Raw genomic sequence first — 14,835 nt, forward strand, 5'->3', positions numbered from 1 at the left:
TGCGTCGCGAGATCGCGTCTCACGAACGACACGTCGCGAGTCTGCAACGCGGGATAGCGTCCCACGAGCGACACGTCGCGAGTCTTCGCCGCGAAATCGGGGGCCATGAACGGAGGGTCGCAGGCCTGCGACGGGGGATGGCCCGGATGGTATCCGCTGGAATGGAAGAGGCGTTGCAGGCAACGACACGGGCTCTGGAACAACTCGACTTGCGAGAACTGGACGCGGTGGCCCAAGCACTGGCTGAAGAATTCGGCGAAGTCCGGCTTCGCGCATTGGACGACGACGTAAGGCAAATCGTGGAAGCCGGGTCGCGGCTTCGGGAAGAAACCCAGGACGAAGTCGTCAGGCAGTTGACCGACATGCAAATCGAAATAGTGCGGGCCGAGGGCGAGGTGCGATCCACGCGTCAAGCCATCGGCGAATACGATCTGGACCAACAAGTGGGCGACATCGGACGGGAGATCGGGCGGTATGATCTCGAGAGGAAGGTCCGAGACATCGAGGCCCAGATCGAGCGTTACGACCTGGACGGGAAGGTTCGAGACATCGAGGCCCAGATCGAGCAGTACGACCTGGACGGGAAGGTCCGAGACATCGAGGCCCAGATCGAGCAGTACGACCTGGACGGGAAGGTCCGTGGCATCGAGGCCCAGATCGAACAGTACGACCTGGACGGGAAGGTCCGTGGCATCGAGGCCCAGATCGAACAGTACGACCTGGACGGACGGGTCAGGGCGATAGAAGCACAGATCGCGGAATGGGATGCAGACGGTCGCGCCGAGGCAATCGAACGGTCGATCCAGGACGATGTCGCCGCGCTGCGGCGCCTGATCCACGCAACCGAGCGTAGGCGCTGATCATGAAACGGATTTGGACGCTGCTCGTCGTGGCTTGGGTAGCCCTGACCGGCTGCGAAGACACCGGATCTCGGAGCGGCTGGACAACTATGCGAGACACCTTGCCTTCCGGCACGGTCCACGTCACCAACATCCCGGCGGCGAACGTATTCCCCGCTTGGACTCTGGTCGAGGAGCTGCGCGTCGGCTCCCGCGAAGGCACCGGACCTGACGCGTTCGCCCGTCTGAAGGGTCTCGTGGCGCTGGACGGCGGAGGCTTTGCAATCTTGGATTCCCAGATTCAGGAACTGCGGGTCTTCGGCCCCGATGGCGCTCACATCGCGACTCATGGCGGGAAGGGGCAGGGGCCCGGCGAGTTCGTGGACGCGAACGGACTCATGCTCGACTCCAGCGGGCGTCTCTGGGTCCCGGACGCGCGCAACGGACGAATGTCGGTCTTCGATCCCGAGGACGGCTTTGTCGAGTCCTTTCCGTTCGCCGACGGCAACTTCAACGCGACCTGGAACGGCGCCATAGCGGACGGCAGCCGCATCTACCGGCCTTGGCGGACGGGCAACCGGAGGCTGCTTCGCATCTTCGACTTGACCATGACCCAGGTCGATTCAATTCCGCTGCCAAGCGATAGCCCGGAAGACGAAGAGTTCGATCCCGCAAACCAACCCGGCGCTTTCTACCAAGAGCTGGGCGGCGGCTACATGGCGTATTCGATCCCCTTCTACGCGAACCAAGTCCGCTACATCGGTCGGCGGGGCGACTTCTGGTCCAACCGGGACGGAGACCCGGCATACCGCTTCCAGCGTTGGCTACCGGGCGGTGACACGACCCTCCTCGTCGAGACCCGACGACCTCCCATAGCCGTACCCACCGTCGAGCGTGACTCCGTCATCGATATGATGAGGGAGATGACCTCCAGCATGGGCGCGGGCGAATGGGACTGGTCCAGGGTGCCAACGGTCAAGCCCGCCGTGGAGGACATCTTCGAGTCGGACGAAGGCAACCTGTGGGTCCGCACGCCTGCGGCGGACGGCGGAGTCCTTTTTGACGTCTACTCGCGGGACGGCACCTATCTCGGAACGGCCAGCTTGGGACCCGATCTCAACCTCTTTGACCGGGTTGCCCCGGTCGTGCGCGGCGAACTGGCGTGGCTGGTCGTCACGGACGAGTTCGACGTGAACTACGTCGTTCGCGCACGAATCACGCCCAACCGACGCTCCCCATCCTCAGAGCCGGCAGGCTTTGTCCTCGGGCTAGCTAGTTCCCATTGGCCACCCGCCAGGCCTCGAGCGCCTCGTGTCGCTCCGAGGCCGGTACGATCACGCCGCCGACCCTGATCTCGAACTCCTCCTCCCACCTGTCGTCAGCGCCGATAGGCCGGAGCGCCTCCTCCGTGTATCGACTGCCGGGGTGCCAGAGGATCCACTCGTGGACTCCGGCGTCGTAAACCGCCTGGATCTGGGCCCTCACCTCGGAGGGGCCGTACTCGGGTGCGATGTAGCTTAGGTCGAAGTCCTGGAGCCAGGGTCTTACCATGCCCGCGCCTTCGATCATCGCCGAATTCCGAACCGCGTCCCGTATCGCTCGGTTGACGATCTCGTACGGAAAAAAGTTGGGCTCGTCGAAGCCGAAGCTCCCCTTCCAGTAGTGGTTGGGGTAGACCATGGGCAGAGCGACGTCGACCACGTCTATGAATTGCCCCCAGACCTGCCCGATGCCCACGTCCCGCCCGGAGGTGGTGACCCCGAAGACATCGGCGGTTACGGTCGTCCCGTACTCGGCGAGCCGCTCGCGACTGTGTTCCAGAAATGCGCGGATGACCTGGGGGTGGGAGCGTTCGTCCTTGCCCGGGAAGACCGCCCGCGCCAGTTCCGAACGCGGCGCGTCGGGCAGGCGGATGTAGTCCCACTGTATCTCCGGAAATCCGGCCAGCGCGGCCTCTTGCGCGAGGGCCAGCGGATACTCCCAGCTCTCCCGGTTCCAGGGATTGATCCACACGACGCCGGAGCCGTCTTTCCACACCCCGCCTGCGGTGTCCTGGATGGCCAGGTCCGGCCGGTGTTCTCCCAGCAGTGGGTCCTTGACCACGACGATGCGCGCTATGGGGTAGATGCGGCGCGCCTCGAGCTCCCTAAGGAGTTGGTGAAGGTCGGAGATCGTCGCGCGCGCGGTGGCTCCGATCTCGTTCGCGAGCGGCACCTGCGAACGGTGACTGACCCTCCCGGCCGCGTCCTTGATGTCGATCACGAACGAATTGATCTCGCTCCCGGCCGCGAGCTGCATGAGCTCTCTGGAGCGCCGAGCCGAACCGGCCGCCGACATGTTCAGGTAGATGCCGCGCACGTGCTCGGGCTTCTCGAAGACCGGCCGCGCGACCCCGGCAGCCGGAGTCGGCAGGGCCGGACGGACGAGCTCGCCGAAATCCTCCGGCGCCCCGGCCGCCGGCTCCAACTTCAGGAGCGACATGACCGACGGCTTCGCCCGGTAGCGTTCGTCTCCCGGTCCCTCGGAGCGCACGAAACCGGAGCTGCCGTCAAGCCTTACGCCCAGTCCGGACCCTTCGAACGGGGCTTGGGCCGCCTCGGCGACCTCCGTTCCGGAGTCGAGCGCGGGAGGTGCGGGCTGCGACCTGCCGGCGTCGTCGGAGCCCGGGGGTCCACAGCCCGGCAAGAGAAGCAGGGCCAGCGTCGAGAGGAACGCGCAACCTCGGCCTTGACGCGGCGAGACGGGCAATCCACGAGCTGTCGGCATCGACATCAGTACTTCGGCAGGGAGGGGTCCACCTCCTCCCGCCACCCCATCACCCCGCCTTCGAGATTGTACACGGCCGCGCGTCCTTCCCCGATAAGGAACGAGGTCGCCCAGCTGCCGCGGCCGCCCGTCTTGCAATAGACGACGACGTCGGGCGATTCGTCGTCGCGCCGCGCATCGATCTCCGTCAAGCGGTCGGGAAGCTCCCCCATGGGGATGCGGATCTGATCGCAATAGGGCAGGTCGGCTATCCGGCGCTCGAAGTGCTCGCGAACATCGACCACGACGGGCCCGGATCCTGCGTCGAGCCTGCTCTTCAGCTCGGCGGGCGTGATCAGGGGAAGTTCGGTTTCGGTCATGGGCAAGGGCTACCCCGGGCGGGTAGCAGGTTCCGGGAGCTCGTCGCCGTGCGGAGGTCGGGACGGGAAGCCACGTCGCACGGCGAAAACACGTTCCCCGTCGGTAGAGCAGCTCCGGACCCCGCGCAGGTTTTCAGCTTACGATACGCGTGCGGGACGGCAAAGCCACGGCCGGCAATCCCATCAGTTCCACCGCCTCGTTGAACCGCCGGAGTTCGTTCTCCAGCAGATCGGTGTAACGCCGGCGGACGCCTTCCCACTCCCCGAGCAGGGATTCGAGTCGCTCCAAGGTTCCGGGCTGGGGTTCGCCCTCGGCGCCGCCCGAGATGTAGCCGTCGGTTCCGGTGACGCGGCCGTAAAGCTCCAGCCACTGATTGTCGAGCCTGGGCGCGAAGCGTATCGGGTCCTGCCCCGAGCGGTTGCGGGTCTGCATGAGATCCTCGGTGACCTCGGTCGCCTTCCCGGTCAGCGTATCCGCCAACCCGGCGAGCTCGTCCTCGCGCTCGGCGGCGCGAACCCGTTCCATGACCGACTCCACCTGATCCCTGATCGACGCGAGGTCGTCGATCGTCCTTGAGATGGAGGTGATCGAGTCCCGCGCCAGCATCGCGACCCGGAACTGCTCGCGGTAGCTGGCCTGCGTCACTTCGGGGATGCGAGGATCGGGAAGCAGGCGGAGGGGCTCCTCGAGCACGGTCTCGGCCATGGTCAACCGTACGACGTAGTCGCCCGGCGGAGCCGAGACACCGCCCGTGTAGCCCCACTGCACCGAGCCTTCCGGCAGCTCGGGACCCGGGTAGCGGAGCGTCCAGGCGATCCGATTCAGGCCGGCTGTCGGCTTGATCGTCTCCGTATCCTCTTCCGCGTTCGCCGAGTCGGTGGTGAAGGTGCGGACCACCCTGCCCTCGGCGTCGAGCACCTGGATCTCCAGTCGCTCGGCGGCGGCATCGACCTGTTCGACAGCGGTCTCGGCCAGGTGGAAATGGATCTGGGCTCCCGCCGGCGGGGGATCGGGATTGAGCTCGGCGAGCCCGGCGAGTCCCAGGTTCGTGAGACGATGGACTTCCCGCGGCGCAAAGAGGTGGGCCTGGGCGGTCACCGCGTTCCGCATCTCCCTGAGTGGAGTGATGTCGTCCATGATCCAGAACGACCGGCCCTGCGTCGAGATGACGAGATCGCCGTGCGCGACCCGCATTCCCGTGACCGGAGTCTGCGGGAGGTTGCGCCGGAAGTCTCGCCAGTTGTCGCCTCCGTCGAAAGACAGGTAGACTCCGAACTCGCCCCCGGCGAAAACCAGGTCCTCGCTTCCGGGATCCTCGCGCACGGTCCTTATCGGGTGGTCCGCGGGAATGCCCCCGACGACGAGAGTCCAGGAAGCGCCGAAGTCGTCGGTGCGGAAGACGTAGGGCGCGAAGTCGTCGAGCCGGTAGCGCTGCACGGCCACCCAGCCTCGTCCGGGCCGGTGAGTCGAGAGCTCGATCTCGTCCACGGTGCCGAGCTCGGGCATGCCCGAAGGCGTGACCTCGGTCCAGCTTCCGCCACCGTCGCGCGTCAGGTGAACCCGTCCGTCGTCGCTTCCCGCCCAGATTTCGTCGGCGTCGAAGGGGCTCTCGGCGATGGAGAAGACAGTGTTGAATATCTCGACCCCCGTCACGTCCGCGTTGATCGGGCCTCCCGATTGCTCCTGGTGCGCCGGATCGTTCGTGGTTAGATCGGGGCTGATCGTCTCCCAGCTCGCCCCCTCGTCGCGCGAACGGTTGACGTACTGCGACCCGTGATAGAGCACGCGATGATCGTGACGGCTGACGACCATGGGCGAGACCCACTGGAAGCGGTGCCTGAGGTCTTTCGCCGCCATGCCGAGCTGGAGCTGCGGGTAGAGCATGATGTTGCGCCGTTGACCCGACGCCAGGTCGTAGCGGTCCATGACCCCGCCGTAGCAGCCGGCGTAGACGACATGCGGACGATCCGGATGGAGCGCGACCGGCCCGGTCTCGCAACCGCCGGCGTTGAGCCAGTGCTGCTTGGGGTAAAGGGTGTTGACGTCCGCCCAGGCGGGCACCGAGATGGTGGTGTTGTCCTGCTGTGCGCCGTAAAGACGGTAGGGGAAGGCGTTGTCGACGATCACGTCGTAGAGCTCGGCGGTGGGTTGGTTGAAATAGGTCGACCAGGTTTCGCCGTCGTTGACGGTCACCTGCGCACCGCCGTCGTTGGCCACCACCATGCGCGAGGGATCGGAAGGATGGATCCAGAGGTCGTGAACGTCGCCGTGCGGAACCTGTATGGGCGTGAAGGTGGAGCCGCCGTCTATCGAACGGTAAAGACCGGTGTTCAGCGCGTAGACCGTGTTCGGGTCCCGGGGATCGGCCTGAACGTGGGTGTAGTACCAGGCCCGCTGGCGCAGTCTGTTCTCCGAGTTGGTGCGCGTCCAGGTCGCGCCCGCATCGTCCGAACGGTAGACGCCGCCGGCGGGTTCGGCCTCGACGATCGCCCAGACGCGGTCGGTATCGGCGGGCGAGACGCTAACGCCGACCTTGCCCACCATGCCCTCGGGCAGGCCGCCGCCGAGCTTGGTCCAGCTGTCCCCCCCGTCGACGGTCTTGTAGACGCCGCCCTCCTCCGCGCCCGAGATCATGGCCCACGGCTTGCGCTCGCCGCGCCACATGCCGGCATAGAGCACGCGAGGATTGCCGGGGTCCATGGTCAGATCGGAGGCGCCGGTCGAGTCGTTCAGCGCCAGCACGTGCTCCCAGGTGGCGCCGCCGTCGCGAGAGCGGAAGACGCCCCGCTCGGAATTCTTACCGAAGGGGTGGCCCAGGGCGGCCGCATAGACGAGATCGTGATTGCCGGGATGCACCTCGATCCGTCCTATCTGCCCCGCCTCTCTCAGACCGATATGGCTCCAGGTGCGACCTCCGTCGACGGAACGCCAGGCGCCCCTGCCTGCCGATGTGTTTCCGCGGATGTCCATCGAGCCCTCGCCCACGTAAATGACGTTCGGGTCCGAAGCCGCGACCGCGACCGCACCGATCGATCCGCCGAAAAATCCGTCCGAGATGTTCTTCCAGGAAACGCCGTTGTCGTCGCTCTCCCACACGCCGCCGCCCGTGGTGCCCATGAGCCAGCGATCGGGGTCGCCGCGGAAGCCGGTGGCGGCGGTCGAGCGCCCGCCTCGAAAGGGACCCGCCATGCGGTAGCTCAGACCGTCCAGGCCGACCGTTTCCAGCTCCTGGGCCGCGAGGGTCGAGCCCGCGCCCGCCGGGTCGCGCGGGAGGCCGTCGACATCCGCGAGGGGCGTGAGCGCGATGAGAAACGCAAGGAAGGCGAAGGCGCGAGCGCTTCCGGAACGGTTTCGGATCACGGAGCGAATCGACGTGCGGCGGGGCGGAGGAGGGCCGGCCGCGTCGGAACGGCCCGGTTCGATCTGGAACATGGCTTTGGGGTGGGGATGGAAACGGTGGGCTTTCCCGCAGGCGAGCCGAGGTTCGTCGGCCCGCGGTCAAGGCCCGCTGCGGCAGTGCGAGGCCACATCCGTGCCGGACGCCGCGCTCGTGCGGGTTTCGCCCGGGGCTGTCAAAAGATAACTTGACAGTTGAGTGGTTTCGGCGAAACTTCCCGCGCCGGCGAGGAACCGACGGATCCGTCGACAGGTGGGTCCGCATAGGCCGTCAACTCGTACCGGAGAGACGCGGATGAACAAGCCATGCACGTGACCGGAGCGCGTGCCTCCCTGCCGGCCGCAGACCCGCGACCGGGCGACTTGACCGTTTTGCCCGGCCGCGATTTCGAGCGCCGGTTCCCAGGCGGATGGGGCTCGCCCCCCCCTGCGGCGGGTTGATGAGAATCGCCGTCGTCGGGACCGGGATTTCGGGGCTGGGAGCGGCATGGCTGCTCGCCCCGAAGCACGAGGTTCGCGTCTTCGAGCGCGAGAACCGCATCGGCGGCCACACTCACACCCACCGGGTGGCCGGCCCTCGCGGGGCTGTCGCGGTCGACTCGGGTTTCATCGTCTACAACGAGACGACCTATCCGCTCCTGACCAGGCTCTTCGAAGCGCTCGGGGTTCGCTCGCAGCCGAACGACATGTCGTTCTCGTTCGAATGCGAACGCTGCCGGGTGGTCTACAGCGGGCTGGGTCTCGGCGGGCTCTTCGCCGACCCCGCCAACTTGCTGCGACCCGGCTTCCTACGCTTTCTGGCCATGATCGGGAGATTCAACGCGGCGGGGAGGGGCGAAGGGTGGAGCGGCCGGGGCGAGACCCTGCGCGAACTCGTATCCTCCGCCGAGCGCGGCGGGAAAGGGCGCAAGACGCGTTCGGGCCCCGAGACGCTCGGCCGCCACTATGTCTATCCTCTTGCGTCGGCCCTGTGGTCGACCGGGATCCCGACCGTCGAGCGGTTTCCCGCCCGGACGTTCGTGGATTTCTTTCGCAGGCACCGACTCTTCCAGTTGAGAAACCGTCTCCAGTGGCGGTCGGTCCGAGGTGGGAGCCGAACCTACGTCGAGGCCATGCTCCACAGGTTGCGCGGCCGCGTCCACACCGATTCGCCGGTGCGGGCTGTCGATCGCACCGACCGAAGCACTCGTCTCCACTTCGCGGACGGCGCGAGCCAGGAATTCGACAAGGTCGTCCTGGCGACGCATGCCGACGAGGCGCTCGCGCTCCTTCGGGCGCCCACCGATGCCGAGCGCACGCTGCTGGGCGCATGGGAGTATGCGGAGAACGACACCTGGGTCCATTCCGACCCGAGCTTTCTGCCGCCGCGGCGGGCGGCGCAGGGTTCCTGGAACTACCGCGTGGCCGACTGCCGCCATCCTTCGCCCGTAACGACCATGACCTACAACCTCAACCGACTCCAGCGCCTCGACCCGGAGATGCCCTGCCTGGTCACCCTCAATCCGTCCAGGAGGCCCGTCAGCGTTCACGATCGCGTCACTTACACCCACCCGGTCTACACGACGGAATCCGTGGCCACGCGGAGCGCGATCTCGACTCTCAACGGCCAGCTCGGCACCTATTTCTGCGGCGCATACCTCGGCGACGGATTCCACGAGGACGGCTTCCGCTCGGCGGTCGAAGCGGTCGAGCCTCTGGGCGGGCGGCTGGATTGACCACCGCAGAGACGGACCGACTCCGCTCAGGCCTCTATGTGGGCACGGTTCGGCACCGACGCACGGCGCCGCGCAAGAACGCCTTCCGCTACGGGGTGTTCCAACTGCTTCTCGATCTCGACGAGCTTCCCGCCATCGATGCCGCGATCCCCTTCTTCGGCTACAACCGGGCCGGACCGGTCTCGTTCCACGACCGCGACCACATGGGCGGCACGGCCGAGCCGGTCCGCGACAAGCTGGCCCGTTGGCTGGATGGCCGAGGCCGGGAGCTCGGCGACTCGAGGGTCATGATGCTGACCAATCCGCGAGTGCTGGGGTACGGCTTCAACCCCGTGTCGCACTTCTTCTGCATGGACGCCGCAGACGAGCTGCGCTTTACCGTGGCCGAGGTCTTCAACACTTTCGGCGAGGTCTACTGCTACCTGCTCGACGGGGCGGAGACGGTGGGAGGGACGGCGGTGCGGTCGAGGGTGGACAAGCGGTTCCACGTCTCGCCCTTCATGCCGATCGACGGCGTCCGCTACGAATGGATCGTGACTCCCCCGGGCGAGCGCATGACTCTCCACATCGACGAGTTCGAGGCCGACAGGAAGTACTTCGACGCGACGCTCAAGCTGGCCCGCAGGCCGCTTACGGCCGCCTCGTTGGCCCGGGCCTTGGTGCGCTATCCGCACATGACTGCGCGGACGATCACGATGATCCACTGGCAGGCCGCGAAGCTCTGGGCGAAGCGGGCGCCCTTCTTCCGCAAGCCGGAGCCGCCCGACAACGGACTCGACGGCTGGCAACCCGGCAAGGGCAAGGGACGATCACGGGCCCGGTGAGCACGGCAGCAAAGGCGACAGGGTCTTCGGAGCCCACCCCGGAACGTTGGGTGAGCCTGGCGGACAGGCTCGCTCGCGCCATCGTCCTTGCCTCCCTGCGCCGGGTGGGGCGGGGACGCCTCTCGATACGGACCCCGGACGGGGCGGTCCATCGCTTCAAGGGTGCGGTTCCGGGGCCGGAGGCCGCGATCACCGTTCACGATACCCGTTTCTTTCGGCGGATGCTGCTCGACGGCGAGATGGGCGCCGGCGAAGCCTACATACGGGGGGAGTGGTCGGCGGACTCGCCCATGGAAGCGGCCCGCTTCGGCATCCTCAATCGCCGTTTCCTGCGTCCGCTGGTTCCGCTCCTCTGGCCTGCGGCGGCCGCAGCCTGGCTGGCTCACCGGGCCCGCCCGAACACGAAGACGGGTTCGCGGCGCAACATCACGAAGCACTACGACCTCGGAAACGACTTCTTCGCGCTCTTCCTCGATCCCTCGATGACTTATTCGTGCGCATACTTCGACGAGTACGCGCTCCGGGCCGACGAGGAGGCCCGCGGCCGGTCCGGAATCGACGCCGCGACCCTCGAAGAGGCCCAGCGGGCCAAGTACCGGCTCCTGGCGAGCAAGGCCGGCCTGCGCCCGGGGGCGCGCGTCCTCGAGATCGGCTGCGGATGGGGCGGGTTCGCCGAACTGGCGGCCTCGGAGTTCGGATGTCGGGTCACCGGGCTGACGATCTCACAAGAGCAGGCGGCCTATGCGCGAGAGCGAATCGACCGTGCCGGCCTCGCGGACCGGGTGTCCATAGAGCTGACCGACTATCGGGAGGTCACCGGCAGGTACGATGCGATCGTGTCGATCGAGATGCTCGAGGCGGTGGGGCACCGCTATCTCCCCACATACTTCGAAAAGTGCGCCGAGGCGCTCAATCCGGGAGGCAGAGCTGTGATCCAGGTGATCACCATTCCCGACAACCGCTACCTGCGCTACCGCTTGCGCCCGGACTACATCCAGCGCTTCATCTTTCCGGGCGCGCATCTGCCGTCGATGGGAGCGATAGGGCGAGCCCTGCGTCGAACCGAATTGCGGATCGTCCACCGGGAGGATCTGGCGCCTCACTACGGACCCACGCTCGCCGCGTGGCGAGAACGATTCCTTCGACGACGGAACGCCCTCTTCAAGCTGGGGTTCGACGATAGCTTCCTTCATCGGTGGGAGTTCTACTTCGCATACTGCGAGGCCGCATTCCGCACCCGCTACGTGGCCGACTGGCAGCTCGTCCTGGAACGGAAGGGGTGAGGCCGCACAATGAAGAGTGAGACCATGGACACGAACGGGAAGGTGCGCGGAGAAGCGGCGAAGCTGCGTCGCCGCTCGAGCTCTCGACCCTGGTGCTCGGCCTGAACGCCGCGCTCGCCGTCACGACGGTCGCGGTCGTGGCTGTCGCGGTGATGGCCGCGCTCTGGTATCGTCAGCTCCGGACCCGGGAGGCCGACGTGGTGGACCTCGCCTGGACCGCAGGCCTGGGTGCGGCGGCCGTTTTCTACGCGGCGGCCGTGCCGACGGGAGTGGGATGGCGGCGCTGGCTGGTGGCTGCGATGGCCGGGGTTTGGTCGGTGCGCCTGGCTAGCTACCTGTTGACGCGAGTGAAAACGCCGGGCGAAGACGGCCGCTACCGCGACTTGCGCACCAAGTGGGGTCGCGGGGCGCCGCTCAAGTTCTTCGTCTTCTTCCAGGCCCAGGCGGCCTTGGTGGTCGTTCTATCGATCCACTTCCTGCTCGCCATGCGCGCATCGGAGCCGACGCTCAGGGTCGCCGACATCGCGGGTTTGGCGATCTGGCTGGTGTCGATCACGGGCGAATCGATCGCCGACGCCCAGTTGGCGCGTTTCCGGGCCGTGCCCGGCAACGAGGGCAAGGTCTGCCGCGCGGGGCTCTGGCGCTACTCCCGTCACCCCAACTACTTCTTCGAATGGCTGCACTGGGTGGCCTACGTGCCGGTCGCGTACGGGAGCGCTCCTCCGTGGGCCATCCTCCTCGCTCCGGTCCTCCTGCTGCTCTCTATCCGGTTCATCACCGGAATCCCGCCCATCGAGAGACGTTCGGTGGAAAGGCGGGGCGAGGAATACCGTCGTTATCAGCGCACCACGAGCGCCTTCGTCCCCTGGTTTCCCCGGAAGGATCGGTGAGCGTCGCGGAAGCGCTCTCGCGGACGGCCTTCGCGGCCGCCGAGTCCGGAAAACTGCCCGACCGGGTAGTCCGGGCCGGCATTCGAGCTCTGTTGCGTGCGCGGCTGCGCTCTTTGGCGAGCGAACCCCAGCTCGACGAGGCGACGCTGCGTTCGGGTCCCGTCGCGCCGGCGCCGTGTGAAGCGAACGAGCAGCACTACGAGGTCCCGGCAGCGTTCTTCGAGCTGGCGCTGGGCCCCCGGCTGAAGTACTCCTCGTGCCACTGGCCGGATGACGAAGATGGATTCGCTCTCGCGGACGCCGAGCTCTCCATGCTGGAGCTCACCTGCTCCCGTTCCGATCTGTCCGGCGGCCAGGACGTCCTCGACCTCGGCTGCGGCTGGGGCGCACTCACGCTCTTCGCGGCGGAGAAGTATCCGGACAGCCGGATCGTCGGCGTGTCGCACTCCGAGTCTCAGCGCCGTCACATTCTGGAACGGGTTCGGCGAAGCGGCCTCGACAACGTGAGGATCATGACGGCGGATGTCTCGGAGCTGGAGCTCGAGCCGGAGAGCTTCGATCGCGTGGTTTCGGTCGAAATGTTCGAGCACATGAACAACTACGAACTTCTGTTGAGGAAGATCGAGAGCTGGATGCGGCCCCGGGCGCGGCTATTCGTCCACGTCTTCTGCCACCATGCCCGCGCGTACCGGTTCGCCGACAAGGGCGCGGGGGACTGGATGGCCCGCGAGTTCTTCACCGGCGGTCTGATGCCCAGTCCGTCGCTAGTGCCGAAGTTCCGGGGCGATCTGACCCTCGAAGCCGACTGGTTCGTGCGGGGTACTCACTACGCGCGCACCGCCGAAGCCTGGCTGGAAAATCTGGACGCCATGCGACACGAAGCCGCCTCGGTCTTCGTCGATACCTACGGCGCCGCGTCCGCCCACCGTTGGGTGGAACGCTGGCGGCTCTTCTTCATGGCCGTCGCCGAAACCTTCGCCTACGGGAACGGTCGGGAGTGGGGCGTGTCGCACCATCGATTCCTAAAGAGAGCGTGACCGCGCCCGAGGATAACGACATGACAAGGACAAAGGCGGCGACATGATCGAGACCGCAGCTCGCGAGCACGTCGACCACGATTCGCTTGCCCGCACGTACAGAGTCGACTTTCTCCGCAGCTACGCCTTCATCGGCATGCACGTTCTGGCGTTGGGCGCGTTCTTCACCGGCGTCAGCGTGCCCGCTCTCGTCGCCTTGCTCGTCACCTTCTGGATTCGCCTCTTCGGAATAACCGGAGGCTACCACCGCTACTTCTCGCACAGGTCGTTCAAGACCAGCCGGGTCCTCCAGTTCGTCCTGGCCTGGCTCGGAGCCAGCGCGGGGCAGAACGGGCCGCTCTGGTGGGTGTCTCATCATCGGCTTCACCATCGCCACGCCGACACCGAACACGACGCTCATTCGCCCGGCCTCAGAGGCTTCTGGTGGGCGCACGCCGGCTGGATCATGACGCGGCGCTACAAGGGATACGACGAGTCGCTGGTGCATGACCTGAGGCGGTTTCCCGAGCTGCGCTTCCTCGACCGGATGCACATGCTGGCGCCCTTCAGCCTCGGCGTCCTGCTCTTCGGGGTCGGCTGGTGGCTCGAAGCGGTATTTCCCACGCTCGGGGCCACTCGCTGGCAGATGCTCGGCTGGGGTCTCTTCGTAAGCACGATGCTGCTCTACCACGTGACCTTCCTCGTGAACTCGGTCACCCACATGTGGGGACGGCGCCGCTACGCCACGAAGGATCACTCGAGGAACAACTGGTGGGTCGCGCTGCTGACGCTGGGCGAGGGCTGGCACAACAACCATCACCGCTATCCGTCGTCCGAGCGTCAGGGCTTCTACTGGTGGGAGCTCGACGTCACGCACTACCTCCTCAGGACGCTGGAGAAGGTCGGGCTGGTCTGGGAGCTGCGGACCCCGCCGGCGACGGCGTACGGGAGGCGGAGGAAGGCGCGGTCGTAGGCGGTCGGTTCGAGACGACCGCAGGTCGCCAGCCCTTCGAAGAGGAGGAACCGACCGTTACCGCGGCGCCGGGTATCGCTCGGCGAATCGGTGACGCTTGCCTCGCGGGGGTCACCTGCCCGACCGCTTTCGCAACTCCCGGGCGACCTCTTCCAACCCGACGCCTTCGGCCCTCAGGGCGACCAGGACGTGGTAGAGCAGGTCGGCGGCCTCGGATACGGCCCGTTCCTCATCGCCGCTGGCCAGCGACGCGATCAGTTCCGCTCCTTCTTCGCCCAACTTCTTGAGCCTCAGGTTGCCGTCGGCAAGCAGACGCGTCGTGTAGCTTCCCTCGGGACGAGCCCGGCTTCGCTCGGCAATCACGGCGTCGAGTTTGCGGAGCGTCTCTTCGCAAGACGGCTTCGGCGCAACCTCGCCCCAGCACGTGCGCTCGCCCAGGTGGCATGCCGGTCCCGCAGGTTCGACCAAGGCCAGCACGGCGTCCTGATCGCAGTCGAGCAGGAGCTCCTTCACCGGCAGCGTGTCGCCGCTTGTCGCCCCCTTGCGCCATAGCTCCCGACGGCTCCTCGACCAGAAGTGCATCTCGCCGGTCGCGAGCGTAGCCTCCAGCGCCTCCCGGTTCGCGAAGGCCAGCATGAGGACCGCTCCGTCGCGGGCGTCCTGGACGACCACCGCCACCAGTCCACCGGCCTTCGCGAAGTCGACTCGGTCGAGATCGGCACAGGTAGCGACGATCCGTCCCCCGGATCCGACTCCTTCGGCGTCCGCCATCG

The 14,835-nt window shown here is 66.7% G+C and carries 12 protein-coding genes; 8 read left to right on the top strand and 4 right to left on the bottom strand.

The window, feature by feature from the left end:
* The first annotated feature begins 209 nt into the window (after positions 1-209).
* Both J4G12_08555 and J4G12_08560 read left to right on the top strand, forming a co-directional pair.
* Positions 210-860, top strand: a complete 651-nt coding sequence (locus J4G12_08555) for a hypothetical protein (protein ID MCE2455845.1) — start codon at positions 210-212, stop codon at positions 858-860.
* Positions 861-862: 2 nt separating this feature from the next.
* Positions 863-2,191 carry a hypothetical protein gene (locus J4G12_08560; GenBank protein MCE2455846.1) on the top strand — a complete coding sequence of 443 codons (1,329 nt, stop codon included), beginning with the start codon at positions 863-865 and terminating at the stop codon, positions 2,189-2,191.
* On the opposite strand, the gene J4G12_08565 is transcribed toward J4G12_08560, so the two are convergent.
* From J4G12_08565 to J4G12_08575, 3 genes are all read right to left on the bottom strand, one after another.
* Complete coding sequence (locus tag J4G12_08565; protein ID MCE2455847.1) at positions 2,112-3,611, bottom strand: hypothetical protein; 1,500 nt, start codon at positions 3,609-3,611, stop codon at positions 2,112-2,114. The two genes, J4G12_08560 and J4G12_08565, sit on opposite strands and share 80 nt — an antisense overlap.
* Positions 3,611-3,964: a hypothetical protein gene (locus tag J4G12_08570; GenBank protein ID MCE2455848.1), complete on the bottom strand. Its 354-nt coding sequence runs from the start codon at positions 3,962-3,964 to the stop codon at positions 3,611-3,613. Before J4G12_08570 ends, J4G12_08565 begins: the two co-directional genes overlap by 1 nt.
* A gap of 133 nt (positions 3,965-4,097) precedes the next feature.
* On the bottom strand, positions 4,098-7,325 hold the full coding sequence (locus J4G12_08575; GenBank protein ID MCE2455849.1) for a glycosyl hydrolase: 3,228 nt from the start codon (positions 7,323-7,325) through the stop codon (positions 4,098-4,100).
* 476 nt (positions 7,326-7,801) lie between these two features.
* On the opposite strand from J4G12_08575, the gene J4G12_08580 reads away from it, so the two are divergent.
* From J4G12_08580 to J4G12_08605, 6 genes are all read left to right on the top strand, one after another.
* Positions 7,802-9,076 (top strand): FAD-dependent oxidoreductase, encoded by a 1,275-nt coding sequence (locus J4G12_08580; GenBank protein ID MCE2455850.1) that lies wholly within the window; start codon positions 7,802-7,804, stop codon positions 9,074-9,076.
* Entirely contained in the window at positions 9,073-9,900 is an 828-nt protein-coding gene (locus J4G12_08585; protein MCE2455851.1) for a DUF1365 domain-containing protein, read from the top strand. Before J4G12_08580 ends, J4G12_08585 begins: the two co-directional genes overlap by 4 nt.
* Positions 9,897-11,183 carry a class I SAM-dependent methyltransferase gene (locus J4G12_08590; protein MCE2455852.1) on the top strand — a complete coding sequence of 429 codons (1,287 nt, stop codon included), beginning with the start codon at positions 9,897-9,899 and terminating at the stop codon, positions 11,181-11,183. Before J4G12_08585 ends, J4G12_08590 begins: the two co-directional genes overlap by 4 nt.
* A gap of 152 nt (positions 11,184-11,335) precedes the next feature.
* Positions 11,336-12,073, top strand: a complete 738-nt coding sequence (locus J4G12_08595; protein MCE2455853.1) for a DUF1295 domain-containing protein — start codon at positions 11,336-11,338, stop codon at positions 12,071-12,073.
* A complete protein-coding gene (locus J4G12_08600) occupies positions 12,070-13,110 on the top strand; it encodes a class I SAM-dependent methyltransferase (GenBank protein ID MCE2455854.1) in 1,041 nt (346 codons plus the stop codon). Before J4G12_08595 ends, J4G12_08600 begins: the two co-directional genes overlap by 4 nt.
* 43 nt (positions 13,111-13,153) lie before the next feature.
* Positions 13,154-14,062, top strand: coding sequence for an acyl-CoA desaturase (locus tag J4G12_08605; GenBank protein ID MCE2455855.1), 909 nt, complete (start codon positions 13,154-13,156; stop codon positions 14,060-14,062).
* A gap of 111 nt (positions 14,063-14,173) precedes the next feature.
* On the opposite strand, the gene J4G12_08610 is transcribed toward J4G12_08605, so the two are convergent.
* Complete coding sequence (locus J4G12_08610) at positions 14,174-14,833, bottom strand: bifunctional phosphoribosyl-AMP cyclohydrolase/phosphoribosyl-ATP diphosphatase HisIE (GenBank protein MCE2455856.1); 660 nt, start codon at positions 14,831-14,833, stop codon at positions 14,174-14,176.
* Positions 14,834-14,835: the final 2 nt, after the last annotated feature.

The sequence above is a fragment of the Gemmatimonadota bacterium genome (genome assembly GCA_021295815.1).
GTDB lineage: Bacteria > Gemmatimonadota > Gemmatimonadetes > Longimicrobiales > Gaopeijiaceae > JAGWBQ01.